Below are 25590 nucleotides of genomic sequence, written 5' to 3' on the forward strand. Positions count from 1 at the left end.
TCTTCCGATACTCGAGCGATCCTCGTATGTTGCTGATTCCCGCTATCGATCTCAAGGACGGTCATTGCGTCCGCCTGAAGCAGGGCGAAATGGACGACGCCACGGTGTTCTCCGAGGAGCCGGCGGCGATGGCGCGGCACTGGATAGAGCAGGGCGCCCGCCGCTTGCATCTCGTCGACCTGAATGGCGCGTTCGCGGGCAAGCCGAAGAACGGCGCCGCGATCCGTGCGATCGTCGATGAAGTTGGCGACGACATCCCGGTGCAGCTCGGCGGCGGCATCCGGGATCTCGACACGATCGAGCATTACCTCGACAACGGCATCACGTACATCATCATCGGCACCGCTGCGGTGAAGAACCCCGGCTTCCTGCATGACGCGTGCGGCGCGTTCCCCGGTCACATCATCGTCGGCCTCGACGCGAAGGACGGGAAGGTCGCGGTCGACGGTTGGTCGAAGATGACCGGCCACGATGTCGTGGACCTCGCGAAAAAATACGAGGACTACGGGGTCGAGGGCGTGATCTACACCGATATCGGCCGCGACGGCATGCTGTCCGGCGTGAATATCGAAGCGACCGTCCGCCTCGCGCAGGCCCTGCGCATTCCGGTCATCGCGAGCGGGGGCATCGCCTCCATCGCGGACATCGATGCGCTGTGCGCGGTCGAAGCTGAAGGCATCGCGGGAGCGATCACCGGTCGTGCCATTTACGAGGGAACCCTGGACTTCGCCGCCGCGCAAGCGCGGGCCGACGAACTCAGCGGTGCGGAAGCCTGATGCTCGCCAAGCGCATCATTCCGTGCCTGGACGTCAATGCCGGGCGCGTCGTGAAAGGGGTGAACTTCGTCGAGCTGCGCGATGCCGGGGATCCTGTCGAGATCGCGCGCCGCTACGATGAGCAGGGCGCCGACGAGCTTACGTTCCTCGACATCACCGCGAGTTCGGACGCCCGGGACATCATCCTGCATGTCGTCGAACAGGTCGCGGAGCAGGTTTTCATTCCATTGACCGTCGGCGGCGGGGTGCGCACCGTGGAAGACGTGCGCCGGCTCCTCAACGCCGGTGCCGACAAAGTGAGCATCAACACGGCCGCGGTGAACAATCCGCAGGTGGTCGCGGACGCCGCGGCGAAGGTCGGCAGCCAGTGCATCGTCGTCGCGATCGATGCGAAGCAGACCGCGCCCGGCAAATGGCAGGTTTTCACGCACGGCGGGCGCAACAACACCGGGCTCGATGCGGTCGAGTGGGCCCGGAAGGTCGCGGCGCTCGGCGCCGGTGAAATCCTGCTGACGAGCATGGACCGCGACGGCACGAAGTCCGGATTCGACCTCGGTTTGACGCGGGCGATCGCCGACGCGGTGCCGATCCCCGTGATCGCTAGCGGTGGCGTCGGAACCCTCGAACATCTCGCCGAGGGCGTTTCGCAAGGCCGCGCCGACGCGGTGCTCGCGGCGAGCATTTTCCACTTCGGCGAGCACACCGTGCGCGAAGCGAAGGAGCTGATGCGTGAGCGGGGTATCGAGGTAAGACTGTGAGCAATCCGATGGTGGCCAGCCCGCATCCCGTCAGGTGGCTCAACGACGTGAAGTGGGACGCCCAGGGGCTCGTCCCGGTGATCGCACAGGAGGCGAAGAGCGGTGACGTGCTGATGTTCGCGTGGATGAACCGCGAAGCGCTGCAGCGCACCGCTGAAAGCGGCGAGGCGATCTACTGGTCGCGGTCGCGCCGCAAGCTCTGGCACAAGGGCGAGGAATCCGGGCACGTACAGAAAGTGCTCGAGATCCGCATCGATTGCGACAACGACGTGGTCCTTCTCAAGGTCGAGCAGATCGGTGGCATCGCCTGCCATACGGGGCGCCACAGCTGCTTCTTCCGTAAGCATCTCGCGGACGGCTCGTGGCAGGCCATCGACCCCGTCGTCAAGGATCCCAAGGAAATCTATAAATGATCGACATCGAAGTGCTGCATCGGGTCGCCGCGACGCTTGCCGAGCGCAAGAAGGCCGACCCCGACTCCTCGTACGTTTCGAGCCTGTACGCGAAAGGCACCGACGCGATCTGCAAGAAGATCGCGGAGGAAGCGGCCGAGACGATCATGGCTGCGAAGGACAAGGATCTGCTCCACGTGGTATGGGAGGTGACCGACGTCTGGTTCCATTCGATGGTGCTGCTTGCGCACCTCGGCCTCTCGGTGGACGACGTGCTCGCCGAGTTTCGGCGTCGCGAAGGCGTTTCCGGTATCGACGAGAAGAAATCCCGCACGGCTGGGTGAGGCGACGATGAGCGACTGCATTTTCTGCAAGATCGTCGCCGGCGACATCCCGGCGAAAAAGATCTACGAGGACGAGCAGGTTCTCGCGTTTCACGACATCAATCCGGTCTCGCCGGTCCACTTTCTGGTCATTCCGAAACTGCACATCCCGTCGATGGCGGAACTGCAGCCGGAGCACGAAGCCGTGATGGGCAAGGTCATGACCGCGGCCTCGCGCATCGCACGGGAACTTCGTTGCACCGATGGCTTTCGAACGATCGTTAACACGGGCAGGGTGGGACGTCAGGAGGTGTATCATCTCCACGTCCACGTCGTGGGCGGGCCGGACGTTCTGCCGGCGATGTTGAAGCGTTAAGGAGAGCGGTAATGGGTTCATTCAGCATCTGGCACTGGCTGATCGTGCTGGTCATTGTCGTGCTGGTGTTCGGCACCAAGAAGTTGCGCAACATCGGCCAGGATCTGGGCGGGGCCGTGAAGGGGTTCAAGGACGGGATGAAGGAGTCCGAGAAGCCCGATGCGCCGCATCAGAAGATCGAAGGCGACACGATCGACGCGCAGGCCACGGAAAGGGCTCGCAAGGTCAATTCCTGAGTTGCTTCCGGTTCATCCATGTCAGAGGGGCGCGGCTTGTGTGCGCCCCTTCGTTTTGTCGCCGCCGGCGCGGATAAGACGCTCCGGACAGGCTGGTAAATCATGTTCGATTTCGGTTTTTCCGAGCTGGTCGTCATCGCCGTCGTGATGCTCGTCGTCGTCGGGCCCGAGCGCCTGCCGAAGGTCGCCCGTACGGCCGGCCACATCCTCGGCCGGCTCCAGCGCTACGTGTCGGATGTGAAGTCCGATATCCAGCGGGAAATGCAGCTTGAGGACCTGAAGAAGCTGCAGCAGCAGGTGGAGCAGCAGTCGCGCGAACTCGAGTCGTCGGTTCGCGGACAGCTGGCGAAGGTCGAGGCGGAGGTCGACACCACCGCCGCCGAGGTCAAGGCGGATTTGTCCGGACTTCCGCGCCCTGCACCCGTCACCGAAGCTTCACCCTCGACACCCGTTGCCACCGCCGCTGCCGGCGTCTCTTCAGGCTCGGATGCTGCCGTTCGCCCGGATGCGGTGACCTCGCATCCATCAGCGGCCGATGGGCAACAGCAGACCATTGGCCACGTCGCGAGTGACGCGCAGCTGGGCGACGAGCGCGGCGCCCAGCTGCAACTGCATCTGGATGCCGCGGGGACATCCCGCCCGGCGGAAGAAAAGGCATGAGCGAAGTCCAGGAAACCTTCGTTTCACACCTCGTCGAGCTGCGCGACCGCCTCCTTCGGGCAATCGTCGCCGTTACCGTTGTGTTCGTCTGTCTGATGCCGTGGGCGGCGGACATTTACGATCTTCTCGCGCGGCCAATGATGAGCACGCTGCCGGAAGGCACGCACATGATCGCGACCGGCGTCGTTACGCCGTTCTTCGTCCCGGTCAAGGTCACGATGATGGTCGCCTTCATCGTCGCGCTGCCGATCGTGCTTTATCAGGCTTGGGCTTTCATCGCGCCCGGACTGTATGCTCACGAGCGCCGGCTCGGCGTGCCGCTCGTACTCGGCAGTACGGTCCTGTTTCTCATCGGCATGGCTTTTTGCTATTTCTTCGTCTTCGGAACGGTGTTCAAGTTCATCGCGGAGTTCGCGCCGAAGAGCATCGTGCCAGCGCCGGACATCGAGCAGTACCTGTCCTTCGTGATGACGTTGTTCATCGCGTTCGGCCTGACGTTCGAAGTCCCGGTCGCGGTGATCCTCCTCGTGAAGACGGGCGTCGTCGGCGTGGAAAAGCTGCGCGAAGCGCGGCCGTACGTGATCGTCGGCGCTTTCGTCATCGCCGCGATCATCACCCCGCCGGACGTGGTGTCGCAGTTCATGCTCGCTGTGCCGATGTGCCTGCTGTACGAGGTCGGCATTCTCCTCGCGAAATTCGTCGCGAAACCGCGGAGTTCGGCCGACGACAGCATGGATGAAAGCGCCGGCGGCGCGCGCGAGCTCGACCGCCTCGACGCGCCGGAGCCGGACGGAAAGTGACCGGCTGGCGCCCGCTCAGGTCGGGACTTCTCCGACGGTCATTTTCGGCTCGCGCGACGTCGAAGCCCGTGTGTCCGTCTCGGACCCGGGCGCGCGGGTGCTGCGTTTAGCGACCCGGGAGCGCCGGACCGGCCGGCGTGGGACGGCGGCCGATCTGCACTTGCAGGTCCAGCTCACTCTCGGCGCGGCGGACGCGGAAGTGGGCGCTCCGCCCCGGCGGGAGTCCGGCGACGATCTCGAGCATTCCTTTCGGGTCGTGTATCGGCGCGCCGTCCACGCCGATCAGGATGTCTCCCGGACGAATGCCGGCACGTTCGGCCGGGCTGTCCCGAAGGACTCCGGCGATCAACGCGCCTTCGACGTCGGGAATCCCGAACGATTCGGCCAGCTCGGCCGTGATTTCCTGGATCTCGACGCCGATCCAGCCGCGGGTCACTTCGCCGGTCGCGACGATTTGCTCGAGTACGTTGCGCGCGATCGACACCGGAATCGCGAAACCGATCCCCAGCGACCCCCCGGAGCGCGAGTAGATCGCGGTATTGATTCCGACGAGGTTGCCATGGCTGTCAACGAGCGCGCCTCCCGAGTTGCCCGGGTTGATCGCGGCGTCGGTCTGGATGTAATTCTCGAAAGTATTGATGCCGAGCTGGCTGCGCCCGAGCGCCGAGACGATGCCCATCGTCACAGTCTGGCCGACGCCGAACGGATTGCCGATCGCGAGCACGACATCGCCCACTTCCACTTCGTCCTTCGCCGCGAACGTGATCGCCGGCAATTGGCCATTGTCCTGGAGCTTGAGGACCGCGAGGTCCGTCTCGGGATCGCGGCCGACGAGCTTCGCCGGAAATTTCCGCCCGTCGTTCAGGGCCACCTCGATCTCGTCCGCCGCCTCGATGACGTGATTGTTCGTGAGAATTAATCCGTCGGGGCTTGCGAGGACTCCCGATCCGAGTCCGGACGCGCGCTGCGGTGGCGCGTTGTCGCGCTGTTCGCCGAAGAAGTGGCGAAAAATCGGGTCGTCGAGCAGCGGGTGACGCGGACGGGCGACGTCCTTCGAGGTGTAGATATGGACGACCGCGGGCATCGAACGCTTCGCGGCGTCCGCATAGGAACTTGCGCCGGATGACGGCACCGCGCGGGTTTCCGGCGCTTCGAGAATCGCAACCACCGAAGCGGGCGCGGCGCCTTTCAACCACTCCGGTTTGAGGGTGTTCAGGACGAACAGCACCGCGACGCTGACCGTCACGGCCTGCGCGAAGATCAGCCACAGGCGGCGCATAATGTTGCTCTGTACGGCGGGTACCCGGGAGGCCCCCGCAAGGGGATGGAATGATTATGGAGCGGGGATCATATGCAACTCATCGAGCTGCAAACACATCTGGATGAATTGCTGGATGTCGCACGTTTTCGTGATTATTCTCCAAACGGTCTGCAAGTGGAAGGACGGACGGAAGTCCGCCGTCTGCTGTGCGGCGTGACCGCGAGCCAGGCGCTGGTCGATCACGCGGTCGAGGGGGGATTCGACGCGATCCTCGTCCATCACGGTTACTTTTGGCGCGGCGAGGACGGACGCATCACGGGCATCCGCAAGCGACGACTCGCGGGCCTGCTGCGCAACGACATCAGTCTACTCGCCTATCACCTGCCGCTCGACGCGCATCCCGAGTTGGGCAACAACGCGCAACTCGGCCGGCTCCTGGGGTGGACCGGCGACGGCCGTTTCGGCGAGCAGGACCTCGGCTGGATCGGGCGGCCGGAACATGTATGTGCGGCGGCTCACGTGGCGCGTTCGCTCGCCGCACGCCTGGGTCGCGAGCCGATGCTGGTCGGAGACCCCGAGCGGTCGGTCCGGCGCGTCGCCTGGTGCACCGGCGGAGCGCAGGGGTACTTCGAACAGGCGATTTCGGCCGGCGCCGACCTGTACGTGTCCGGCGAGATTTCGGAGCAGACCGTGCATCTGGCGCGCGAGTCGGGCATCCCGTACATCGCGGCGGGCCATCACGCAACGGAGCGCTATGGCATCCACGCGCTCGCAGAACATCTTCGCCAACGTTTCGCGCTCGATGCGCAGTTCGTCGACCTCGATAATCCGGTCTGAGGGCGTCGCGCGTAGCCGTCAGGTCGTGACGTCCCGATTCTGCGGACCGGGGGCGCGATAGGGACCGAGTTCTTCTTCGAGGATCGCCGCGAGAACGAGAATTTCATCAATGGCGCTCAGCGGGAAGCCTTCCCGCGTGCCGTCGCGGTTGTCGCGCAGCAGCTTTTCGAGGTAGGCCTGACATTCCGGCGTTCCCCAGAGCTCGGTCAGCGTTTTCACGACGTGAGGCATTTGTTCGATCGATTTGCTCGCGGCGCGCGCCTCGTCGAACGTATCCCACGTGACCGATTTTACGTTGAAGGTCTTGTTCAATTGCCGCGCGAGGGCATCGAAGTCGCTGCGCAGGCCGGCCGCGCGGTATACATCGAGAAGTTTGAGCCATGGCGTGACGGACTTCTTCGGGTTCGACTGAATGAACTCCGCAAGGGTCTCGGCGGCCCCCTGGACGCGGCCGAAGCCGATCATGATTTCGGCCAGTTCGATCGCCGACTCATGTTCTTCGGCCGCTTCCTCGGCGGGTGGCGCTGGTAGAGGCTCCGCATCCGCGCCGGCCTCGCCTGCCGCTTCCCGCAGTCTAGCGGTTGCTTCCGGGGCCTCGAGCACACTTTCTGGCGGCGCCGGCGTGGTGGGGGCGACCGTTTTCCAATGCTCCGCGGGCTCGATCTTGGCGGGCGGCGAGGTCGTTATCTCGGAGTCGGTAAGCCCGACGACCTCCACCGTCCGGTATGTCCGGCGCCGCAGCGCGAGCAGCGTAATGGCAAGGAGCAGGGACAGGCCGGTAACGATCGCCACGAGATAGAGCCACCCGCGTTCATCGTAGTCGCGTTGCGCGGCTGTGGTGTCGACGGTTTCCGTCGCCGCCCGGGCCTGCTCGATGATCCGGCGCTGAGTGTCCTCCAGCTGGCGGATGCGCTCGTTCAATTCCAGTTGCGCGACGATCGTGCGATCGACGGCCATCAAGACGTTTTGCTCCCGACGCAGCTGCTCCCGCTCGGCGTCGCTGGTGCTGCCGATGCGCGCGAAGCTCGCGAGTTCGGTGCTGAGTCGAAGGCGCTCGCCGGGGCGACTTTCGCCGCCGCCGAGCACGAGACGATCGTTTTCAGGCGCAGCCGGGGCCGCTGGCGGACCGGCTCGCGTCGCGGTCGCCCGCGGCGGCGCCGGAGCCGGTTGTGCGTCCGCTTTCCGCGGCGCCTTGCGCGGCGCCGCTGCGGCCGGACGGCGCGGGCGCTCCGCCTCGCGCGTCCGGCTCGTCTCGGCCGTCGGCGCGGCCTTCGGCTCCGCCGACGCAACGGGCCGGGAGGCGCGAGGCGTGTCCGGAAACGACAGCAGCAAGGTGTATTCGCGCCGCAATCGCGTGTCGCACACGTCTTCGATGGCGAGCTTCAGCGCGGGCTCGGCCACCGGCGCGGCGCTTTCGACCGTGATCCGCGCCGAGGGGCCGTGACCGGATGGGACGATCTTCGCTTCGCGAACCCAGGGGAGGCCGTCTTCGCTCGTTCCGGGTAAGATCCGGAGGCATTCGGCGGCGCGGGAAACTTCCCCGTCGAGAACCGTGATCTGGACGCTCAGGGGCTCGCCTACCGCCGACGTGCGGACGGGCTCGCCGAGCACGACAGCTCCTGCCGCAAGCGGCGACGCGAACAGCATCGCAGCAGACAGCCGGCGCGGCGAGAAGTGGATCTTCAGGCGCGGGAATATGCTCATGGTCCGTTCGCCAGAACGCACGTCCAGGCAGGATTTACGTTTTGTATCAAATCGACCGCGCATTCTAAACAATTTGCATGAGCTCGGGTGCGGACGCCCGTTTTGTCTTGCTGCCTGGCGAGGTGCGAGGACCGAGGGCCGATCTCGACGGCGGCGCCGAGCAGCAGAGTCAGGGCGCGATCGCCGGATTCTACGTCGATGCGCCTCGATAATCCGCGGTAGTATCGAGCACTCTTCCATACGTGTCCGTACGTCGATGCCGCTGACTCCGCCACGTCGTCCGCGCCTGAAGGTGCATACCCGTCAGATCACCGTGGCGGGCTATCGTCGCGACGACGGGATGCTCGAACTCGATGCTTGTCTGCGCGATACGAAGGAAGTCGATTACGTTCTCGCGTCCGGCGTGAGACGGGCCGGCGATCCGGTGCATGAGATGCACATCCGTGTAACGCTCGATGCTTCTTTCGTCATCGTCGACGTCGAAGCCTGTTCCGAACGGGTGCCCTACGAGGGCAGTTGCGACACGATCGCGCCGGCATACAGGCAACTGATTGGCCTGAGCCTCGTTCGCGGTTTTCGCCGCACCGTCGCGGAAATGTTCGCCGACGTCCGTGGGTGCTCGCATCTCACCGAACTGCTTCTCAGCTTGCCGACGGCGGCGGTGCAGACCGCGGCGACCTTTCGCCGGGACAACGAGGACTCCGGCGAGAAGCCATTCCAGCTCGATCGCTGCCACGCGCTCGAAACGTCCGGCGATGCGGTGCGGAAGTACTACCCGAAGTGGTACCGGCAGCCCGCCAAGCCATGACTCGCCGTGCGCCCGGCGCGGGCAGCCCCGGTCTTGCGGCGTGCAGTTATAATCCCGCGATCTTGCGGCGAGCGCGCCCGTTTCGGGGGCGAGTCATGAGACGGGGCCGGACTGAAGCTGTCCGGCCGGCAGCGGCGGGTGTCGGGCGAGGGAGACGGTGCCCGTCGTGGAGCGAAGCTCCGAAGCGTCCCATCAACCTGTTCGCGACGACGAGTGCGTCGCGACTTCGATCGAAGGGCAACAGATGAAAATTCACGAGTACCAGGCAAAAGAACTGTTGAGAAAATACGGCGTCGTCACGCCGCGCGGCATCCCCTGCTTTTCCGTGGATGAGGCGGTCAAGGCGGCGGAGCAACTGGGCGGGTCGATTTGGGTCGTCAAGGCGCAGATTCACGCCGGCGGCCGCGGAAAGGGCGGCGGCGTCAAGCTCGCGCGCTCGATGGACGAAGTCCGCACGATCGCGGGGGAGATCCTCGGCATGCAACTCGTCACCCATCAGACCGGCCCGGAAGGCCAGAAGGTGCGCCGCCTGTTGATCGAAGAAGGCGCGGACATCAAGAAGGAATACTACGTCGCCGCGCTGACCGACCGTGCGACGCAGTCCGTCGCGTTCATGGCGTCCTCCGAGGGCGGCATGGACATCGAGGAAGTCGCGCACAACACGCCCGAGAAGATCATCAAGGTGTTCGTGGACCCGCTGGTCGGCTTGACCGACGAGCAGGCGCGCACGCTGGCGACCGGCATCGGGGTGCCCGAAGCGTCGATCCCGCAGGCGGTCGATACGTTCAAGAAGCTCTACACCTGCTACATGGAAACCGATGCCTCGCTCGCGGAAATCAATCCGCTGATCCTCGAAGGCAACGGCAACATCAAGGCGCTCGACGCGAAGTTCAATTTCGACTCGAATGCGCTGTTCCGCCATCCGGACATCGTCGGGTACCGTGACCTCGACGAGGAAGACGCGGCGGAGATCGAAGCCTCGAAGTTCGACCTCGCCTACATCTCGCTCGACGGCAACATCGGCTGCCTCGTCAATGGCGCCGGCCTCGCGATGGCAACGATGGACACGATCAAGCTCTACGGCGCCGAACCGGCGAACTTTCTCGACGTCGGCGGCGGCGCGACGACCGAGAAGGTCACCGAAGCGTTCAAGATCATGCTCAAGAACCCGAAGGTCAAGGGCATCCTGGTCAATATCTTCGGCGGCATCATGCGCTGCGACACGATCGCCGCCGGCGTCGTCGCCGCTGCGCGCGAAGTCCATCTGTCCGTGCCGCTCGTCGTGCGCATGAAGGGCACGAACGAAGACCTGGGCAAGCAGATCCTGAAGGATTCGGGTCTGCCGATCATTGCCGCCGATACGATGGCCGAAGCGGCCGAGAAGATCGTCGCTGCCGTTAAGTAAGGAGCCACCGAATGTCGATTCTGATCAACAAAGACACCAAGGTCATCACCCAGGGCATCACCGGCAAGACCGGCATGTTCCACACCTCGAAGTGCCGCGAGTACGCGAACGGCGCGAACTGCTTCGTCGCCGGCGTGAACCCGAAGAAGGCGGGCGAGGACTTCGAGAGTGTGCCGATCTATGCGACCGTGAAGGAAGCGAAAGAGGCGCAGGACGCGACGGTTTCCGTGATCTACGTGCCGCCGGCGGGTGCCGCCGCGGCGATCTGGGAAGCGGTTGACGCCGACCTCGATCTCGTGATCTGCATCACCGAAGGCATCCCGGTCCGTGACATGCTGACCGTGCGCAATAAAATGAAGGCGAAGGTCGCGGCCGGCGGCAAGGATACCCTGCTGCTCGGACCGAACTGCCCGGGCCTGATCACGCCGGACGAAATCAAGATCGGCATCATGCCGGGTCACATCCACAAGAAGGGCCGCATCGGCGTCGTGTCGCGTTCGGGCACGCTGACGTACGAAGCGGTCGCGCAGCTCAGCGAGATCGGCCTCGGTCAGTCGTCCGCGGTCGGCATCGGCGGCGATCCGATCAACGGTCTGAAGCACATCGACGTGATGCGCATGTTCAACGACGATCCGGATACCGACGCCGTCATCATGATCGGCGAGATCGGCGGCCCGGACGAAGCCGAAGCCGCACAGTGGTGCAAGGCCAACATGAAGAAGCCGATCGTCGGCTTCATCGCCGGCGTCACCGCGCCGGCCGGCAAGCGCATGGGCCACGCCGGTGCGCTGATCTCGGGTGGTGCGGACACTGCGGAAGCCAAGCTCGCGATCATGGAAGAATGCGGCTTCAAGGTCACGCGCAATCCGTCGGAGATGGGCAAGCTGCTGAAGGCGATGCTGTAAGCCTTTTGCTGCCGCCGTCGAAAAAGCGCCGGCTGGTCCGGCGCTTTTTCGTTGCTGGGAGCCCGTCCGGAAAAGCTGCTAGAATCTTCCGCTGCGCTTTTTCCGCTTATCGTCCAATCCGGAGTTTTCCTACATGGCTATCGAACGCACGCTCTCCATCATCAAGCCCGACGCCGTCGCGAAGAACGTGATCGGCAAGATCTATCAGCGCTTTGAAGACGCAGGCCTGAAGATCGTGGCATCGAAGATGGTGCATCTGTCCGAGCGCGAAGCCGGCCAGTTCTATGCGGTGCACAAGGAGCGCCCGTTCTTCAAGGATCTCGTGTCGTTCATGGTTTCGGGTCCGGTGATGATCCAGGTGCTCGAAGGCGAGAACGCGATTGCGAAGAACCGTGACTTGATGGGGGCGACCGATCCGAAGAAGGCCGACGCTGGCACCATTCGTGCGGACTTTGCGGAATCCATCGACGCGAACGCGGTCCATGGTTCCGACGCGTCGGAAACCGCGGCGGTCGAGATCGCGTTCTTCTTCCCGGGAATGAACGTCTACGCCCGCTGAGACTTTCGGGCAGAGCCCGTGCATCGGCCCGCGCTTCTCCAGGGATAGCGGGCCGATTGCATTTGGGCGGCACACAGGAAATACATGTTTACACCGGTCAATCTGCTCGATTTCGACGTTGACGGTCTCGTCCAGTGGTTCGCCGAGCGGGACGAGAAGCCCTTTCGCGCGCGCCAGGTGATGCGCTGGATGCACCGCTTCGGGGAGACCGACTTCGACCGGATGACCGATGTCGCGAAAAGCCTGCGCGCGAAACTTTCCGCCGAAGCGTGCATCCGCGCGCCGGAGGCGATCCGCGATTCGGTGTCCGCCGACGGCACGCGCAAATGGCTGCTCGACGTTGGGGGCGCGAATGCGGTCGAGGCCGTGTTCATTCCCGAGACGAATCGGGGCACCCTGTGCATTTCGTCGCAGGCGGGCTGTGCGCTCGACTGCGCGTTCTGCTCCACCGGCAAGCAGGGGTTCAACCGCAATCTGTCCGCTGCCGAAATCATTGGTCAGCTGTGGCTCGCGAACAAGCTGCTCGGCGGCACGGCCGCGCCGGGCGGCGCGAAGGATGCGGACGGTGATCCTAACAACGCGTCCCGAGCGAACCGGCGGGACCATGGTCGCAGTTCGGACGTCGCAGGCGTCCATCCCGAATCATCGCGATCCTCCGACTCCGAGGAGGAGGATCACAACGGCCGCGTGATCAGCAACGTCGTGATGATGGGCATGGGCGAACCGCTCGCCAACTTCGACAACGTCGTCACCGCGCTGCGGCTGATGCTCGACGATCACGCGTACGGATTGTCGCGGCGCCGCGTGACGGTTTCGACTTCCGGCATCGTTCCGGCGATCGACCGGTTGCGCGACGAATGCCCGGTCGCGCTCGCCGTATCGCTGCATGCGCCCGACGATGCGCTGCGCGACCGCCTGGTCCCGATCAACCGGAAGTATCCGTTGCGGGAACTAATGGCCGCGTGCCGCCGCTACCTCGAACGGGCGCCGCGCGATTTCGTGACGTTCGAATACGTGATGCTCGACGGCGTCAATGATTCGGAAGCGCACGCCCGCGCGCTCGTGGAACTGGTTCGCGACGTGCCATGCAAGGTCAACCTAATACCGTTCAATCCGTTTCCCAACTCGGAATTCGGCCGCTCACCGGCGCCGGTCATCCGGCGTTTCGCCGAAACCCTGATGAATGCAGGCATCGTCACGACGACGCGCAAGACGCGCGGTGACGACGTCGACGCTGCGTGCGGGCAACTGGCCGGGCAGGTGCAGGACCGGACGCGCCGTACGGTGCGTCTGACGAACGCGTCGGAGGCCCGCCGGTGAAGCAACGGGCGGTCGTCGCTGCGTTCGTTTGCGCCTCTTCGCTTCTCGGCGCATGCGCGACGGGGGCGGGCGCCGGGGGCGCGGTCGCCGAGCGGCCCGTTTCCCAGATCCCGCCGGCGAACGCCGCCGTCGCGAGCGCCAAGGTTCACGTCGACCTCGGGCTCGCCTATCTGCAGATCGGGCGCTACGCGGTCGCGCTCGATGAGGCCAAGGCCGCGCTCGCGAGCGATGCCGCGTACTCGCCGGCGTATCATCTGATGGGTCTCGTCTATATGTACATCGATGACCACGCCGCGGCGCGCGAAAGTTTCCAGCGCGCGCTCGCGATGGCGCCGAACGATCCCGAATTCAACAACAGTTACGGCTGGTTCCAGTGCATGACCGGCCAGGAAAAGGAAGGACTGCAGCGTCTCGCGCTGGCGGCGCGCAACCCGTATTACCAGACGCCCGCCCGGCCCTACACGAACGCCGGCCTGTGCCATTTGCGTCGCGGCGACGACGTCGCGGCGGAAGCCGAGTTCCGGCGCGCCGCGCAGCTCGAACCCGCCAATGCGCAAGCGATCTACCACCTCGCGGCGATCGCGTATCGCCGCGGCGGTTATGTGGTCGCGCGCGACTATCTCATCCAGCTCCATCAGCGGACTGAGCCGACCGCCGAGTCGGTGTGGCTCGGCGCGCGTACGGAACGCAAGCTCGGCAATCACGAGGCCGAATCGAGCTACGTCGCGCAGCTGCGCGGGCGTTTTGCCGATAGCGCCGAGTTCCGGGCGATGAATCAGGGAAATTACGAGTGAGCGAAGTCCGGCTTGACCAGGGCGTGCCCGCGACGGAATCCGCCGACGCGGCGAGCGTCGGCGAAGTGCTTCGACGCGGGCGGGAGCGGCGCGGTGAAACGGTCGCGGACGTCGCGTATGCGTTGAAGTTGACGGCGCGGCAGGTCGAGGCGATGGAGGGCGACCGGTTCGACCTGCTGCCGGGCCCCGCTTTTGTTCGCGGTTTCGTGCGCAATTACGCGCGCTATCTCGGGATGGACGCGGACGCGCTGCTCGCCGGTTTCGACAAGACGCTGGCGGCGCCGCCTATCGAGCTCGCGCCGCTGTCGAACGCGGACGGGGTGATGCCGAGCGGCGGACAGTCGCGGCGCGCCCACGTGCCGGCGGCGCTGGTGGCCGCTGTCCTGCTGCTGGTCGTCCTCGTCGGCTGGTTCTTCGACTGGTTCGAGACGCCGGCGACCGACACCGCAGGCGTCGACGCGACGGTCGCGGCGCCGGAAATCCTCCCGGTGCCGGATGCGTCCGACGTCCTCGCGCCCGGTGAAGTGCCGCCGCAACCGGCGGCGCCCGATTCGGCGCCCCAAGCTGCGCCGCCGGACGAAATCCGCAGCGTCGTACCTCCGCCGGAGGCCACGACCGGTGCAGCAACCGGAGCCCCGGCCGCTGCGCCAACCTCCGAAGCCGGCGCACCCACAGCCCGGTCCGGTGCCTCCCATCTCACTTTCCGCTTCTCCGGCGAGTCCTGGGTCGAGGTGCGGGACGCGAGCGGCTCGGTTCTCTATTCGGGCGTCAATGCCGCCGGTACTTCGCGCACCGTGCAAGGCAAGCCTCCGTTCGGCCTCGTCATCGGCAATGCCCGCGAGGTCGGTCTCGAATATCAGGGGAAAGCGGTCGATCTGCCCCCCCATATCCGCGTCAGTGTTGCAAGACTGACCGTGCAGTGAGCTGAAATTGGCAACGAACCTTTCTTCGGGGCCCACCTCGGGCGCGCTGGCCCGTCGTCCGACGCGCCAGGTCAGGGTGGGCCGAGTGAACATCGGCTCCGATTCTCCGATCGTCGTGCAGTCTATGACGAACACCGACACCGTCGACGTCCTCGGCACGGCGATGCAGATCGCCGAGCTTGCGCGCGCCGGTTCGGAGATCGTCCGCCTCACGGTGAATAACGAAGCCGCAGCGAGGGCGGTCCCGCTGATTCGCGACCGCCTGCTCGCGCTGAACGTCGATGTACCGCTGGTCGGCGATTTTCACTACAACGGCCACAAGCTGCTCGCCGATCACCCCGCGTGCGCCGAGGCGCTGGCGAAGCTCCGCATCAACCCCGGCAACGTCGGCGCGGGAGCGAAGCGCGACCCGCAGTTCGCGGCGATCGTCGACATCGCATGCAAATACGACAAGCCGGTGCGGATCGGCGTGAACTGGGGCAGCCTCGATCCGTCCGTGCTCGCGCGCGTCATGGATGCAAACGCGACACTCGCGCAGCCGCGGGACGCGACGGCGGTGATGCGCGAAGCACTGATCGTTTCCGCGCTGGAGTCGGCGGCGAAGGCGGAGGAATACGGTCTCGGCGGCGACCGCATCATCCTGTCGGCGAAGGTGTCGAGCGTGCAGGACCTGATCGCGGTCTATCGTGAGCTCGCGTCGCGCTGCGACTACCCGCTGCACCTCGGGCTGACCGAGGCCGGCATGGGCTCGAAGGGAATCGTCGCGTCGACGGCGGCGCTCGCGGTGCTGCTGCAGGAAGGCATCGGCGACACGATCCGCATCTCGCTGACGCCGGAGCCGAACGGCAGCCGCGCGCAGGAAGTCGTCGTCGCGCAGGAGATCCTGCAGACGATGGGGCTGCGCGCTTTTACGCCGATGGTCGTCGCCTGCCCCGGCTGCGGCCGCACGACGAGCACCTTCTTCCAGGAGCTCGCGTCCGGCATCCAGTCGTATGTCCGCGAACAAATGCCGGTGTGGCGCGAGCAGTACGACGGCGTCGAGACCATGACGGTCGCGGTCATGGGCTGCGTCGTCAACGGACCCGGCGAGAGCAAGCACGCGAACATCGGCATCTCGTTGCCGGGCACCGGGGAGAGCCCGGCCGCCCCGGTGTTCATCGACGGCGAGAAGCGCATGACGCTGCGCGGTGACAACATCGGCGCGGAATTCAAGGCGATCGTCGACGACTACGTCACGACGCGATACACCAGAAAGGCGGGCTGATCCGTCGGGATATGACAGAAAAGAAACAGATGAACCAGCCGCTGCAGGCGGTGCGCGGGATGAACGACATCCTGCCGGACGAGGCCGAGGCGTGGGAGCATTTCGAGGACATCGTCCGCGACTGGCTGCGCAGCTACGGCTATCGCCCGATCCGCATGCCGATCGTCGAGCCGACGCCGCTGTTCAGGCGCGCGATCGGTGAAGTCACCGACATCGTCGAAAAGGAGATGTATTCGTTCGAGGATGCATTGAACGGCGAACTGCTGACGTTGCGCCCGGAGGGGACGGCGTCCTGCGTGCGCGCGGCAATCCAGCACAAGCTGCTGCATGCGGGCGCGCAGCGGGTCTACTACCAGGGGCCGATGTTCCGGCATGAGCGGCCGCAGAAGGGACGTTACCGGCAGTTCCACCAGATCGGGGTCGAGGCGCTCGGCTTCGACGGGCCGGACATCGACGCGGAACACATCCTGATGTGCGCGCGGCTCTGGGACGACCTCGGGCTGGAGGACGTCCGGCTGGAACTCAACTCGCTCGGTTCGTCGGACGAGCGTGCCCGCCACCGTGCCGAACTCGTCGCCTATCTCGAGACGCATCGCGCGCGGCTCGATGAGGACGGCAAGCGCCGCCTGCACACGAATCCGCTGCGCATCCTCGATACGAAGAATCCGGACCTCCAGGATCTCGTCGACCAGGCGCCGAAGCTGCTCGACTTCCTCGGGGCGGAGTCGCTCGCGCACTTCGAAGGCGTTCAGGTACTGCTCAAGGACGCGGGCATTCCGTTCCGCATCAATCACCGCCTCGTGCGCGGGCTCGACTATTACAACCGCACGGTGTTCGAGTGGGTCACGACGCGGCTCGGTGCGCAGGGCACGGTGTGTGCCGGCGGCCGTTACGACGGTCTCGTCGAGCAACTCGGCGGCAGGCCCGCCCCGGCTGCGGGCTTCGCGATGGGCATCGAGCGCCTTCTCGCGCTGTGGAGCGAAAGCGGCGGCGAGCCCGAGCGCGCGCAGCCGGACGTCTATGTCGTGCACGCCGGCGAACAGGCGCAGCGGCTCGCGTTCCGCGCCGCCGAAGCGCTGCGCGGCCACGGGTTCGCGGTGCTGACGCACTGCGGCGGCGGCAGCTTCAAGTCCCAGATGAAAAAGGCCGATGCCAGCGGCGCGTCGCTTGCCGTCGTGATCGGCGAGGACGAGGCGGCCGCGGGCGAAGTCGGACTCAAGCCGCTGCGCGGGCCGGGCGGGCAGCAGCGGGTTTCGCTCGACGGCCTCGCCGATGCGGCGGCCGGATATCTGTTCGTGGAAGAAGAGGAAGAAGATGGCGGTTTATGACCTGGAAGAACAGGAACAGATTTCCGAACTCCGAGCGTGGTGGGCGCAGAACGGGAAATTCGTGACCGCGCTCGCGGTTGCCGCAGCGCTGGCTTCGGTCGGCTGGCAGGGGTTCCGCTGGTACCAGAACAAGCAGGCGTCGGAGGCGGGCGAGCTGTATTTCGTCGTGCAGCAGGCGGCCGAGCAGGGCGACGCGCAGAAGGCGCGGGAAGCGGCCGGCCAGATCATCGAGAAGCATTCCGGCTCGGCGTATGCTGAGATGGCGGCGCTCCTGTCGGCCGGCGTCCAGTTCTCGCAGGGCGATGCGCGCAATGCCCGCGCACAGCTCGAATGGCTCGCCGATAACGGCGGCGACGCCGCGTTCAGGGACATCGCCCGGTTGCGCCTCGCGGCCGTGCTGCTCGACGAGGGCGCGCACGCGGAGGCGCTCGCGCGTCTCGAAGCGGCTCCGGTCGCGACGCTGAAGGCGCGTTTCGAAGATCTGCGCGGCGACGTGCTGGCGGCGAACGGCAAGCCGGTCGAAGCGCGGGCTGCTTACCAGGCGGCGCTGGACGCGATCGGGCAGGGCGAGAGCGAAGGGGCGCAGACGCTGCGCGAAGTCGTGCGCGTCAAGTCGCAGTCCCTCGGAGGCTGAGCGATGAAGAAGGTCGTCTTCGCCCTAGCGTGTGCCGGCGCGCTCGTTCTTTCCGGCTGCTCCTCGCTGAATCCCTTTTCCTCGTCGGAGCCGAAAGCGGCAGCGCTCACGGCAGTCGAGCCGACGGCACAACTGCAGACGCTTTGGCAGGCGCGCGTCGGCGACTCGGGTCCGTACGTCTTCCAGCCGGCAATCATCGATGACGCGATCTATGCTGCCGCCCACGACGGCACCGTCGCGCGCTACGAGAACGGCCGGACAGTCTGGAGCGTCAAGACCGGCGAGCGGTTGTCGGCGGGCGTCGGCAGCAATGGTCGTCTCGCCGTCGTCGTGACGGCCGGCGGCGACATCGTCGCGCTCGACGCCACGACCGGCGGGGAGCGCTGGCGCGCCCCGGCCGGCGCCGAAGTCCTCGCGCCGCCGGCGATCGGCGAGTCCGTCGTCGTCGTCCGCGCGTCCGACAGCCGGCTGATCGGCTTCGATGCGAATGACGGAACGCGTCGCTGGGTGTTCCAGCGCCCGGTGCCGCCGCTCGCGCTGCGAAGCTATGCCGGTATCACTGTCGAAGGCAACGCGGCGATCGTCGGGTATCCCGGCGGCAAGCTGGTCGCGATCAACCTCGCGAACGGCGGCCCGCTGTGGGAGCTGACCGTCGCGACCCCGCGCGGTGCCACCGAGCTCGAACGCGTCGCGGACATCGCCGGCACGCCCGTCCTCGGCCGTCGCGAGATCTGCGCGGTCGCGTATCAGGGGCGCGCCGCCTGCTTCGATGCCGCCAACGGCAACGGGCTGTGGTCGCGGGAGTTTTCCAGCAGCGTCGGCATGGACCGGGACAGCCGCTCCGTATTCATCACTGACGACGCCGGCGCGGTCCATGCGCTCGACGCGTCCACCGGCGCGAGCGTATGGAAACAGGACGCGCTCGCGCGACGCAACGTCACGCGTCCTGTCGTCGTCGACGGCTTCGTCGCCGTGGGCGACGCCGAAGGTTATGTCCATTTGCTGAACCGGGAGACGGGAGCGTTCGCCGCGCGGGCTCGCGTCGGCAAGATCGCGATCGTCGCCGACCCGCGCCGATTCGGCTCGCAGGGATTCGTCGTCCAGGCGCGCGACGGCGGCATCCACGTCTTTGAGGCCCGCTAGACGGGAATGAGCGCTTGAAACCCACCATCGTTCTGGTTGGCCGACCCAATGTCGGTAAATCCACGCTGTTCAATCGTTTGACGAAGACCCGGGACGCGCTGGTCGCCGACCAGCCGGGCCTGACGCGCGACCGCCATTACGGCATCGGGCGCGTCGGTGAGCGCGATTACCTCGTTGTCGATACGGCCGGTTTCGATCCTGTCGCCAAGGACGGCATCATGCACGAGATGGCACGGCAGGCCGAGCAGGCAATCGCCGAGGCCGACGTGCTGTTGTTCATGGTCGACGGCCGTGCCGGGCTGACGCCCCACGACGAGCAGATCGCCGCGCGCCTGCGCCGTGCCGGCCGCCCGGTCTATCTCGTCGTCAACAAGTCGGAAGGCATGGAGCGGACGCTGGTCGCCGCGGACTTCCACTCGCTCGGCCTTGGCGACCCGCTGCCGGTGTCGGCCGCGCACGGCGACGGCATCAAGCAGCTTGTCGACCTCGTGCTCGGCGCCTTTCCGGAGGACGTCGAACCGGACGACGAGGAAGGCCGCTCGCCGCGAATTGCGATCGTGGGCCGCCCGAACGTCGGCAAATCGACGCTCGTCAACAGCCTGCTCGGCGAAGAGCGGGTGATCGCGTTCGACATGCCGGGCACGACGCGCGACGCGATCGCCATTCCGTTCGAGCGCGGCGGCGCCCGTTACACGCTGATCGACACCGCGGGTCTGCGCCGGCGCGGCAAGGTGTTCGAGGCGGTCGAGAAGTTCTCGGTGATCAAGACGCTGCAGGCGATCGAACAGTCGAACGTCGTCGTTCTCGTGCTTGACGCCTCGCAGGACATCTCGGAGCAGGACGCCCACATCGCGGGGTTCATCCTCGACGCCGGTCGCGCGCTCGTCGTCGCGGTGAACAAATGGGACGACGTCGACGATTACCGGCGCGAGCTCGTCAAGCAGGACATCGCGCGCAAGCTGAATTTCCTGTCGTTCGCGCGCTTCCATTACATTTCCGCGCTGAAGGGCGCCGGCGTCGCGAGCGTGATGAAGTCGGTCGACGCGGCGTATGCCGCCGCGATGATCAATCTGTCGACGCCGCGGCTCACGCGCACGTTGCAGGCCGCGCTAGCGAAACAGGCGCCGCCGCGCCACGGCATCTTCCGGCCGAAGATGCGTTATGCGCATCAGGGCGGGAACAATCCTCCCGTTGTCGTGATCCATGGTGCGGCACTCGATCACATCCCCGCGTCGTATACGCGGTTTCTCGAACGCACCTTCATCGAGGCATTCAAACTGCAGGGGACGCCGTTGCGGATACAATTCCGAACTGCGCACAATCCGTTCGCTGGGAAAGAATGAATCCACGCCGGGAGGACCTGCTCGCTGATGTGGCAGTGCAGCATGAAATCCTTTACATTCACATAACTATAAGTTTCCGAGGTTTAACATGAGCAACAAAGGGCAACTTCTACAAGACCCGTTTCTGAACACGCTGCGCAGGGAGCACGTGCCGGTGGCGATCTATCTCGTCAACGGCATCAAATTGCAGGGCCAGATCGAGTCCTTCGATCAGTACGTCGTCCTGCTGAAGAACACCGTCACCCAGATGGTCTACAAGCACGCGATCTCGACCGTCGTCCCGGCCCGTCCGGTCAATATCCAGCAGCAGGACCCGGGTGAAGGCAATAGCTGACCGACACACCCCCGGCCGGCGTTGGCCGGCCGCATCGAGAACTCATGTTCGAGCGTCCTGATTCGGGAGAGCGGGCGGTTCTCGTCCAACTCGACCTGAATCAGGGGGCGCTCGACGAACGACTTTCGGAGCTGAAGCTCCTCGCCGCCAGCGCGGGGGCGAGCGTCGAGACCGTCGTCGGTGGACGACGTGCGAAGCCGGATTCGGCGCTGTTCGCCGGCAGTGGCAAGGTCGACGAGATCGGCGCAGCGCTTCGCGCTCATGACGCCGATATCGTGATCTTCAATCATGCGCTGTCGCCGGCGCAGCAGCGCAACCTCGAGCGTGCGCTCGAGTGCCGCGTCATCGACCGCACAGCGCTGATTCTCGATATCTTCGCGCAGCGGGCGCGCAGCCACGAGGGCAAGCTCCAGGTCGAACTCGCTCAGCTCGATCATTTGTCGACGCGCCTCGTGCGCGGCTGGACTCACCTCGAGCGCCAGAAGGGCGGCATCGGCCTGCGCGGTCCCGGGGAGACGCAGCTCGAGACCGATCGCCGCCTGCTCGGCAAGCGTGTCAAGGTCCTGAAGGAGCGCCTCGCCCGCATCGAGAAACAGCGGCGCGTGCGCCGCCGTGGCCGCGCGGGACGCAACGTGCTGTCCGTGTCGCTCGTCGGCTACACGAACGCCGGAAAGTCCACGTTGTTCAATGCGATGACGAAGGCCGGCGCCTACGCGGCCGACCAGCTTTTCGCCACGCTCGACACGACGTCGCGGCGGCTGTACGTCGGCGAGGCGGGGAACGTGGTGCTGTCGGACACCGTCGGGTTCATCCGCGATCTTCCGCACGCGCTGGTGGCCGCTTTCCATTCGACGCTCGAAGAAACTGCGAGCGCCGACCTGCTGCTGCATGTCGTCGATGCCGCGAGCGAAGACCGGGAGGCGCAGATCGATGCGGTCGACCGGGTGCTGGCCGAGATCGGCGCGGGTGACGTGCCGCAGATCATGGTGATGAACAAGATCGATCTGACCCAGGCGGCTCCGGCGGTCATTCGGGACGAGTATGGTAAGATCGTCCGCGTTTTTTTGAGCGCCAGGACGGGAGGCGGGCTGGAACTGCTCAGGGACGCTTTGGCCGAAACAGCCCGCGAAGCGGCCGTTGCTGATGATCCGGACGGATCGCCGCCGCAGTCCATCGATACCAATCCTATTCAATCGTGATTACAGGCGTTCTAATGTCATTGAATGACCCACGCTGGGGCAACCAGGGGAACGACGACGGCAAGCGCGACGACGGCAAGCGCGGCGGAAATCAGGGGCCGCCCGATCTCGAGGATATCTGGCGCGATTTCAATCAGCGTCTTGCCGGCCTGTTCGGCGGGCGTCGGGGCGGTCGCAATACCGGTGGGGGCGGCAACGGCGGCGGTCCGCAAATGCCTCAGATCTCGTTCCGGCAGTTCGGCGGGGGCATCGGGGCACTGCTCGTCCTGATTCTCGTCGTCTGGTTCGCGAGCGGCTTCTACATCGTCGACGCGAACCAGCGCGGGGTCGTGCTGCGGTTCGGCGAATATGCGCAGACGACCGAACCGGGCCTGCGCTGGCGCCTGCCGTATCCGATAGAGAGCAGCGAGATCGTCGACCTCACCGGCGTCCGCACGGTCGAAGTCGGCTACCGCGGCTCCGAGCGCAACAAGGTGCTGCGCGAGGCGCTGATGCTCACCGATGACGAGAACATCATCAACATCCAGTTCGCCGTGCAGTACGTGCTGAAGAGCCCGGAGAACTACCTGTTCAACAACCGCTTCCCGGACGAATCGGTGATCCAGGCCGCGGAAACCGCGATGCGGGAAATCGTCGGCAAGAGCAAGATGGATTTCGTGCTCTATGAAGGGCGCGAGCAGATCGCCGCGTCGGCTCACGAGTCGATCCAGACGATTCTCGATCGCTACGACACAGGCATCCTCGTCAGCCGCGTGACGATGCAGAACGCACAGCCGCCGGAGCAGGTGCAGGCGGCGTTCGATGACGCAGTGAAGGCCGGTCAGGATCGCGAGCGTTTGCGCAACGAAGGCGAGGCCTATGCGAACGACGTGATTCCCCGGGCTCGCGGCACGGCTTCCCGCCTGATCGAGGAGGCGAACGCCTATCGCGAGCGGGTCGTCGCGAATGCCGAAGGTGAAGCGAGCCGCTTCGATCAGGTGTACGCCGAATACCGTCGTGCGCCGGAAGTCACGCGAGAGCGGATGTATCTGGAGACCATGCAGCAAGTGATGTCGAGGAGCAGCAAGGTGATGGTCGACACGAAGGGCAGCGGCAACCTGCTGTATATGCCACTCGACAAGCTGATGCAGGCCACGGTCAATCCGCCGGCTCCGGCCGATTCGTCGTCCGCGGCGCCGCCGGTCGCGCCGGCGCCGAATCCGCGCCCCGATGTTTCGCTGGATCTGCGCAGCCGCGACCTGCTGCGTGACCGTGAGCGGGGAGAGCGGTGATGCGTGACAAGATGCCGATCATTGCGGGCGTACTGCTCTTTTTCATCGCGCTCACGTCGATGACATTGTTCACGGTGGATCAGCGCCAGTTCGCGGTCGTCTTCCAACTCGGGGAAGTCAAGGATGTCATCGACAAGCCGGGGCTGAACTTCAAGTGGCCGATGATTCAGAACGTGCGGTATTTCGACCGCCGGATCCTGACAATGGACACGCCCGAGCCGGAGCGCTTCATCACCGCCGAAAAGAAGAACGTGCTCGTCGACCATTTCGTGAAGTGGCGGATCATCGACCCGAAGCTGTACTACGTGTCGGTCGCCGGCGACGAGGCCCGTGCCCGCACCCGGCTGCTGCAGACCGTGAATGCCGGCCTGCGCGAGGAGTTCGGCCGGCGCACGGTGCATGACGTCGTGTCCGGCGAGCGCGACCAGATCATGGAAGACATGAGGACGCGCGCCGACCAGGATGCGCGCAAGATCGGCGTCCAGATCCTCGACGTGCGCCTCAAGCGTGTCGACCTGCCGCTCGAAGTGTCGGAGTCGGTCTACCGCCGCATGGAGGCCGAGCGCAAGCGGGTCGCGAACGAACTGCGCTCAGAAGGCGCGGCGATCGCCGAGAAGATTCGCGCCGATGCGGACCGCCAGCGCGAGGTCATCGTTGCCGAAGCATACCGCGAGGCCCAGCGCGCCAAGGGTGCAGGCGACGCGAAGGCGACGGCGATCTATGCGGAAGCCTACGGCCAGAGCCCGGATTTTTACGCGTTCTACCGCAGTCTCGAGGCCTATCGCGAAAGCTTCGCGAACAAGAGCGACCTGATGGTCGTCGATCCGAGCTCGGAGTTCTTCAGGTTCCTGAAGAATGCCGGCGGCGGAACGAAGAACTGACCGGATGGCCCAGACGCTACTGATGGCCTTCGCGCTGATGCTGGTGATCGAAGGCCTTCTTCCCTTTATCGCGCCGGCAGCCTGGCGCGACACCTTTTTGCGGCTCGCCCAGCTCGCGGACGGCCAGATCCGGTTCATCGGATTGACGTCCATGCTCATCGGCACGCTGCTGTTGTTCACGTTTTCCTGACTATCATGCGCTGGGTTCTTCCCGATCACATCCAGGACGCGTTGCCGGGCGAGGCGGACAAGATCGAACGTCTGCGCCGCCGGTTGCTCGACGCGTTCCGCGCGCACGGCTACCAACTCGTCGTGCCGCCGCTGCTCGAATATCTCGATTCGCTGACGACCGGTGCGGGGCAGGACCTGAAGTTGCGGACCTTCAAGCTCGTCGATCAGCTTTCGGGGCGCACGATGGGTGTGCGCGCGGACATGACGCCGCAGGTCGCACGAATCGACGCGCACCTGCTCAATCGCCGCGGCGTGTCGCGGCTGTGCTATTGCGGCAGCGTCCTGCACACCTTGCCCTCGACCCTGACCGCGACGCGCGAGCCGCTGCAGCTCGGCGCCGAGCTGTACGGCCATGCCGGCCTCGACGCGGACATCGAAGTCGTCCGGCTGCTGGCCGAAGTCATGCGACTCGCCGAGGTACCGGCGAGTCGGATCGACCTCGGGCACGTCGGACTGTTCCGGGTGCTCGCGGCGCGTGCCGGCCTGGTGCCCGAGCGTGAAGAAAACCTCTTCGATTTGCTGCAGGCGAAGGATCTTCCCGGATTGCGCGAACTCGTCGCCGATGTGGCCGAACCGGTGCGCTCGGCGCTGCTGGCGCTGCCCGGACTCTATGGCGGCGTCGACGTCCTCGACGAAGCCCGTGCGCGGCTGCCGGACGACGGCGAGATCCGCGCGGCCCTCGACGATCTGACCCGGTTGGCCCACGCGCTCGGCGACCTGCCGATCAGCTTCGATCTCGCCGACCTGCGCGGCTACCATTACCACACCGGGGTCGTGTTCGCCGCTTACGGCGGGAGCTCTCCGGCCGCACTCGCGCTCGGCGGGCGTTATGACCGCATCGGCGACGCCTTCGGTCGTGGTCGGCCGGCGACCGGCTTCAGTCTCGATCTGCGCGAACTCGCGGCGCATCTGCCCGATCCGGCGCAGAGCGGCGCCATCCTCGCGCCGCTGGCGGGGGCCGATGGCGCATTGCCGGACGTCATCAATCAATTGCGTGCGCAGGGCGAAGTCGTCATGACGGCGCTTCCCGGGCATGACGGTAGCTGGAATGAAGCCGGTTGCGACCGGCAACTGATCAGGCGCGACGGCCGCTGGACGGTCGAGGCGCTGCAGGGAGATTGAGGT

28 protein-coding genes and 1 pseudogene are annotated in these 25590 nt (G+C 65.6%); 27 read left to right on the forward strand and 2 right to left on the reverse strand.

Annotation, left to right across the window (positions count from 1 at the left end; translation table 11 throughout):
- Nucleotides 1–26: 26 nt before the first annotated feature.
- The 8 genes and pseudogenes from hisA to tatC all read left to right on the forward strand — a co-directional run bounded on the left by hisA (nucleotide 27) and on the right by tatC (nucleotide 4321).
- Complete coding sequence (hisA, locus tag V6M37_RS12335) at nucleotides 27–776, forward strand: 1-(5-phosphoribosyl)-5-[(5-phosphoribosylamino)methylideneamino]imidazole-4-carboxamide isomerase (RefSeq protein ID WP_332673848.1); 750 nt, start codon at nucleotides 27–29, stop codon at nucleotides 774–776.
- Entirely contained in the window at nucleotides 776–1534 is a 759-nt protein-coding gene (hisF, locus tag V6M37_RS12340; RefSeq protein ID WP_332673690.1) for an imidazole glycerol phosphate synthase subunit HisF, read from the forward strand. The genes hisA and hisF overlap by 1 nt, the downstream gene beginning before the upstream one ends.
- A gap of 8 nt (nucleotides 1535–1542) precedes the next feature.
- Nucleotides 1543–1947, forward strand: a complete 405-nt coding sequence (gene hisI / locus V6M37_RS12345) for a phosphoribosyl-AMP cyclohydrolase (protein ID WP_332673849.1) — start codon at nucleotides 1543–1545, stop codon at nucleotides 1945–1947.
- Nucleotides 1944–2270 carry a phosphoribosyl-ATP diphosphatase gene (locus V6M37_RS12350; RefSeq protein ID WP_332673692.1) on the forward strand — a complete coding sequence of 109 codons (327 nt, stop codon included), beginning with the start codon at nucleotides 1944–1946 and terminating at the stop codon, nucleotides 2268–2270. The genes hisI and V6M37_RS12350 overlap by 4 nt, the downstream gene beginning before the upstream one ends.
- A 7-nt stretch (nucleotides 2271–2277) precedes the next feature.
- Nucleotides 2278–2625: a histidine triad nucleotide-binding protein gene (locus V6M37_RS12355; protein WP_332673694.1), complete on the forward strand. Its 348-nt coding sequence runs from the start codon at nucleotides 2278–2280 to the stop codon at nucleotides 2623–2625.
- An 11-nt stretch (nucleotides 2626–2636) separates the two neighbouring features.
- Nucleotides 2637–2861 carry a Sec-independent protein translocase subunit TatA gene (gene tatA / locus V6M37_RS12360; protein WP_332673696.1) on the forward strand — a complete coding sequence of 75 codons (225 nt, stop codon included), beginning with the start codon at nucleotides 2637–2639 and terminating at the stop codon, nucleotides 2859–2861.
- A gap of 102 nt (nucleotides 2862–2963) precedes the next feature.
- Nucleotides 2964–3392: pseudogene (tatB, locus tag V6M37_RS12365) on the forward strand (Sec-independent protein translocase protein TatB); the annotation flags it as partial.
- A 125-nt stretch (nucleotides 3393–3517) separates the two neighbouring features.
- Nucleotides 3518–4321 carry a twin-arginine translocase subunit TatC gene (tatC, locus tag V6M37_RS12370; protein ID WP_332673701.1) on the forward strand — a complete coding sequence of 268 codons (804 nt, stop codon included), beginning with the start codon at nucleotides 3518–3520 and terminating at the stop codon, nucleotides 4319–4321.
- Between the two features lie 106 nt (nucleotides 4322–4427).
- Here tatC and V6M37_RS12375 read toward each other — a convergent pair whose 3' ends face one another.
- Nucleotides 4428–5600 carry a Do family serine endopeptidase gene (locus V6M37_RS12375; protein ID WP_332673703.1) on the reverse strand — a complete coding sequence of 391 codons (1173 nt, stop codon included), beginning with the start codon at nucleotides 5598–5600 and terminating at the stop codon, nucleotides 4428–4430.
- 72 nt (nucleotides 5601–5672) lie between these two features.
- Here V6M37_RS12375 and V6M37_RS12380 point away from each other — a divergent pair, with 72 nt between their 5' ends.
- Nucleotides 5673–6419 carry a Nif3-like dinuclear metal center hexameric protein gene (locus tag V6M37_RS12380; RefSeq protein WP_332673705.1) on the forward strand — a complete coding sequence of 249 codons (747 nt, stop codon included), beginning with the start codon at nucleotides 5673–5675 and terminating at the stop codon, nucleotides 6417–6419.
- A gap of 18 nt (nucleotides 6420–6437) precedes the next feature.
- On the opposite strand, the gene V6M37_RS12385 is transcribed toward V6M37_RS12380, so the two are convergent.
- On the reverse strand, nucleotides 6438–8186 hold the full coding sequence (locus V6M37_RS12385; protein ID WP_332673706.1) for a type IV pilus assembly protein FimV: 1749 nt from the start codon (nucleotides 8184–8186) through the stop codon (nucleotides 6438–6440).
- Nucleotides 8187–8379: 193 nt separating this feature from the next.
- On the opposite strand from V6M37_RS12385, the gene V6M37_RS12390 reads away from it, so the two are divergent.
- From V6M37_RS12390 to V6M37_RS12475, 18 genes are all read left to right on the forward strand, one after another.
- Nucleotides 8380–8931: a DUF2889 domain-containing protein gene (locus V6M37_RS12390; RefSeq protein WP_332673707.1), complete on the forward strand. Its 552-nt coding sequence runs from the start codon at nucleotides 8380–8382 to the stop codon at nucleotides 8929–8931.
- Between the two features lie 244 nt (nucleotides 8932–9175).
- Entirely contained in the window at nucleotides 9176–10336 is a 1161-nt protein-coding gene (sucC, locus tag V6M37_RS12395; RefSeq protein WP_332673709.1) for an ADP-forming succinate--CoA ligase subunit beta, read from the forward strand.
- 11 nt (nucleotides 10337–10347) lie between these two features.
- Nucleotides 10348–11241 (forward strand): succinate--CoA ligase subunit alpha, encoded by an 894-nt coding sequence (sucD, locus tag V6M37_RS12400; protein ID WP_332673711.1) that lies wholly within the window; start codon nucleotides 10348–10350, stop codon nucleotides 11239–11241.
- A 133-nt stretch (nucleotides 11242–11374) separates the two neighbouring features.
- Entirely contained in the window at nucleotides 11375–11800 is a 426-nt protein-coding gene (ndk, locus tag V6M37_RS12405) for a nucleoside-diphosphate kinase (RefSeq protein ID WP_332673714.1), read from the forward strand.
- Nucleotides 11801–11884: 84 nt separating this feature from the next.
- Entirely contained in the window at nucleotides 11885–13120 is a 1236-nt protein-coding gene (gene rlmN, locus V6M37_RS12410) for a 23S rRNA (adenine(2503)-C(2))-methyltransferase RlmN (protein WP_332673715.1), read from the forward strand.
- On the forward strand, nucleotides 13117–13914 hold the full coding sequence (gene pilW / locus V6M37_RS12415) for a type IV pilus biogenesis/stability protein PilW (protein ID WP_332673717.1): 798 nt from the start codon (nucleotides 13117–13119) through the stop codon (nucleotides 13912–13914). The genes rlmN and pilW overlap by 4 nt, the downstream gene beginning before the upstream one ends.
- Nucleotides 13911–14837 (forward strand): helix-turn-helix domain-containing protein, encoded by a 927-nt coding sequence (locus V6M37_RS12420; RefSeq protein WP_332673719.1) that lies wholly within the window; start codon nucleotides 13911–13913, stop codon nucleotides 14835–14837. Before pilW ends, V6M37_RS12420 begins: the two co-directional genes overlap by 4 nt.
- Before the next feature lie 7 nt (nucleotides 14838–14844).
- Nucleotides 14845–16101 carry a flavodoxin-dependent (E)-4-hydroxy-3-methylbut-2-enyl-diphosphate synthase gene (gene ispG / locus V6M37_RS12425; RefSeq protein ID WP_332673721.1) on the forward strand — a complete coding sequence of 419 codons (1257 nt, stop codon included), beginning with the start codon at nucleotides 14845–14847 and terminating at the stop codon, nucleotides 16099–16101.
- A gap of 29 nt (nucleotides 16102–16130) precedes the next feature.
- Nucleotides 16131–17429, forward strand: a complete 1299-nt coding sequence (gene hisS, locus V6M37_RS12430; protein ID WP_332673723.1) for a histidine--tRNA ligase — start codon at nucleotides 16131–16133, stop codon at nucleotides 17427–17429.
- On the forward strand, nucleotides 17416–18063 hold the full coding sequence (locus V6M37_RS12435) for a tetratricopeptide repeat protein (protein ID WP_332673725.1): 648 nt from the start codon (nucleotides 17416–17418) through the stop codon (nucleotides 18061–18063). The genes hisS and V6M37_RS12435 overlap by 14 nt, the downstream gene beginning before the upstream one ends.
- Before the next feature lie 3 nt (nucleotides 18064–18066).
- Entirely contained in the window at nucleotides 18067–19206 is a 1140-nt protein-coding gene (bamB, locus tag V6M37_RS12440; protein WP_332673727.1) for an outer membrane protein assembly factor BamB, read from the forward strand.
- A 14-nt stretch (nucleotides 19207–19220) separates the two neighbouring features.
- Nucleotides 19221–20549, forward strand: a complete 1329-nt coding sequence (gene der / locus V6M37_RS12445; protein WP_332673729.1) for a ribosome biogenesis GTPase Der — start codon at nucleotides 19221–19223, stop codon at nucleotides 20547–20549.
- An 88-nt stretch (nucleotides 20550–20637) separates the two neighbouring features.
- The gene (gene hfq / locus V6M37_RS12450) at nucleotides 20638–20883 is read left to right on the forward strand and encodes an RNA chaperone Hfq (protein WP_312659353.1); all 246 of its coding nucleotides are present in this window, start codon (nucleotides 20638–20640) and stop codon (nucleotides 20881–20883) included.
- A 44-nt stretch (nucleotides 20884–20927) separates the two neighbouring features.
- Entirely contained in the window at nucleotides 20928–22082 is a 1155-nt protein-coding gene (hflX, locus tag V6M37_RS12455; protein ID WP_332673732.1) for a ribosome rescue GTPase HflX, read from the forward strand.
- A gap of 14 nt (nucleotides 22083–22096) precedes the next feature.
- Nucleotides 22097–23353 (forward strand): FtsH protease activity modulator HflK, encoded by a 1257-nt coding sequence (gene hflK / locus V6M37_RS12460; protein WP_332673734.1) that lies wholly within the window; start codon nucleotides 22097–22099, stop codon nucleotides 23351–23353.
- Nucleotides 23353–24234, forward strand: coding sequence for a protease modulator HflC (gene hflC, locus V6M37_RS12465; protein WP_332673736.1), 882 nt, complete (start codon nucleotides 23353–23355; stop codon nucleotides 24232–24234). Before hflK ends, hflC begins: the two co-directional genes overlap by 1 nt.
- Nucleotides 24235–24238: 4 nt before the next feature.
- Nucleotides 24239–24424 (forward strand): DUF2065 domain-containing protein, encoded by a 186-nt coding sequence (locus tag V6M37_RS12470; RefSeq protein WP_332673738.1) that lies wholly within the window; start codon nucleotides 24239–24241, stop codon nucleotides 24422–24424.
- Nucleotides 24425–24429: 5 nt separating this feature from the next.
- Complete coding sequence (locus tag V6M37_RS12475; RefSeq protein WP_332673740.1) at nucleotides 24430–25587, forward strand: ATP phosphoribosyltransferase regulatory subunit; 1158 nt, start codon at nucleotides 24430–24432, stop codon at nucleotides 25585–25587.
- Nucleotides 25588–25590 lie beyond the last annotated feature (3 nt).

This window comes from Aromatoleum sp. (assembly GCF_036675785.1).
Lineage (GTDB): Bacteria > Pseudomonadota > Gammaproteobacteria > Burkholderiales > Rhodocyclaceae > Aromatoleum.

Excerpts from the sequence above, each read along its gene's own strand:
- hisA (WP_332673848.1), top strand. The coding sequence starts at position 27 with ATGTTGCTGATTCCCGCTATCGATCTCAAGGACGGTCATTGCGTCCGC.
- hisF (WP_332673690.1), top strand. The coding sequence starts at position 776 with ATGCTCGCCAAGCGCATCATTCCGTGCCTGGACGTCAATGCCGGGCGC.
- hisI (WP_332673849.1), top strand. The coding sequence starts at position 1,543 with ATGGTGGCCAGCCCGCATCCCGTCAGGTGGCTCAACGACGTGAAGTGG.
- V6M37_RS12350 (WP_332673692.1), top strand. The coding sequence starts at position 1,944 with ATGATCGACATCGAAGTGCTGCATCGGGTCGCCGCGACGCTTGCCGAG.
- V6M37_RS12355 (WP_332673694.1), top strand. The coding sequence starts at position 2,278 with ATGAGCGACTGCATTTTCTGCAAGATCGTCGCCGGCGACATCCCGGCG.
- tatA (WP_332673696.1), top strand. The coding sequence starts at position 2,637 with ATGGGTTCATTCAGCATCTGGCACTGGCTGATCGTGCTGGTCATTGTC.
- tatC (WP_332673701.1), top strand. The coding sequence starts at position 3,518 with ATGAGCGAAGTCCAGGAAACCTTCGTTTCACACCTCGTCGAGCTGCGC.
- V6M37_RS12375 (WP_332673703.1), bottom strand. The coding sequence starts at position 5,600 with ATGCGCCGCCTGTGGCTGATCTTCGCGCAGGCCGTGACGGTCAGCGTC.
- V6M37_RS12380 (WP_332673705.1), top strand. The coding sequence starts at position 5,673 with ATGCAACTCATCGAGCTGCAAACACATCTGGATGAATTGCTGGATGTC.
- V6M37_RS12385 (WP_332673706.1), bottom strand. The coding sequence starts at position 8,186 with ATGCGCGGTCGATTTGATACAAAACGTAAATCCTGCCTGGACGTGCGT.
- V6M37_RS12390 (WP_332673707.1), top strand. The coding sequence starts at position 8,380 with ATGCCGCTGACTCCGCCACGTCGTCCGCGCCTGAAGGTGCATACCCGT.
- sucC (WP_332673709.1), top strand. The coding sequence starts at position 9,176 with ATGAAAATTCACGAGTACCAGGCAAAAGAACTGTTGAGAAAATACGGC.
- sucD (WP_332673711.1), top strand. The coding sequence starts at position 10,348 with ATGTCGATTCTGATCAACAAAGACACCAAGGTCATCACCCAGGGCATC.
- ndk (WP_332673714.1), top strand. The coding sequence starts at position 11,375 with ATGGCTATCGAACGCACGCTCTCCATCATCAAGCCCGACGCCGTCGCG.
- rlmN (WP_332673715.1), top strand. The coding sequence starts at position 11,885 with ATGTTTACACCGGTCAATCTGCTCGATTTCGACGTTGACGGTCTCGTC.
- hisS (WP_332673723.1), top strand. The coding sequence starts at position 16,131 with ATGAACCAGCCGCTGCAGGCGGTGCGCGGGATGAACGACATCCTGCCG.
- V6M37_RS12435 (WP_332673725.1), top strand. The coding sequence starts at position 17,416 with ATGGCGGTTTATGACCTGGAAGAACAGGAACAGATTTCCGAACTCCGA.
- bamB (WP_332673727.1), top strand. The coding sequence starts at position 18,067 with ATGAAGAAGGTCGTCTTCGCCCTAGCGTGTGCCGGCGCGCTCGTTCTT.
- hfq (WP_312659353.1), top strand. The coding sequence starts at position 20,638 with ATGAGCAACAAAGGGCAACTTCTACAAGACCCGTTTCTGAACACGCTG.
- hflX (WP_332673732.1), top strand. The coding sequence starts at position 20,928 with ATGTTCGAGCGTCCTGATTCGGGAGAGCGGGCGGTTCTCGTCCAACTC.
- hflK (WP_332673734.1), top strand. The coding sequence starts at position 22,097 with ATGTCATTGAATGACCCACGCTGGGGCAACCAGGGGAACGACGACGGC.
- hflC (WP_332673736.1), top strand. The coding sequence starts at position 23,353 with ATGCGTGACAAGATGCCGATCATTGCGGGCGTACTGCTCTTTTTCATC.
- V6M37_RS12470 (WP_332673738.1), top strand. The coding sequence starts at position 24,239 with ATGGCCCAGACGCTACTGATGGCCTTCGCGCTGATGCTGGTGATCGAA.
- V6M37_RS12475 (WP_332673740.1), top strand. The coding sequence starts at position 24,430 with ATGCGCTGGGTTCTTCCCGATCACATCCAGGACGCGTTGCCGGGCGAG.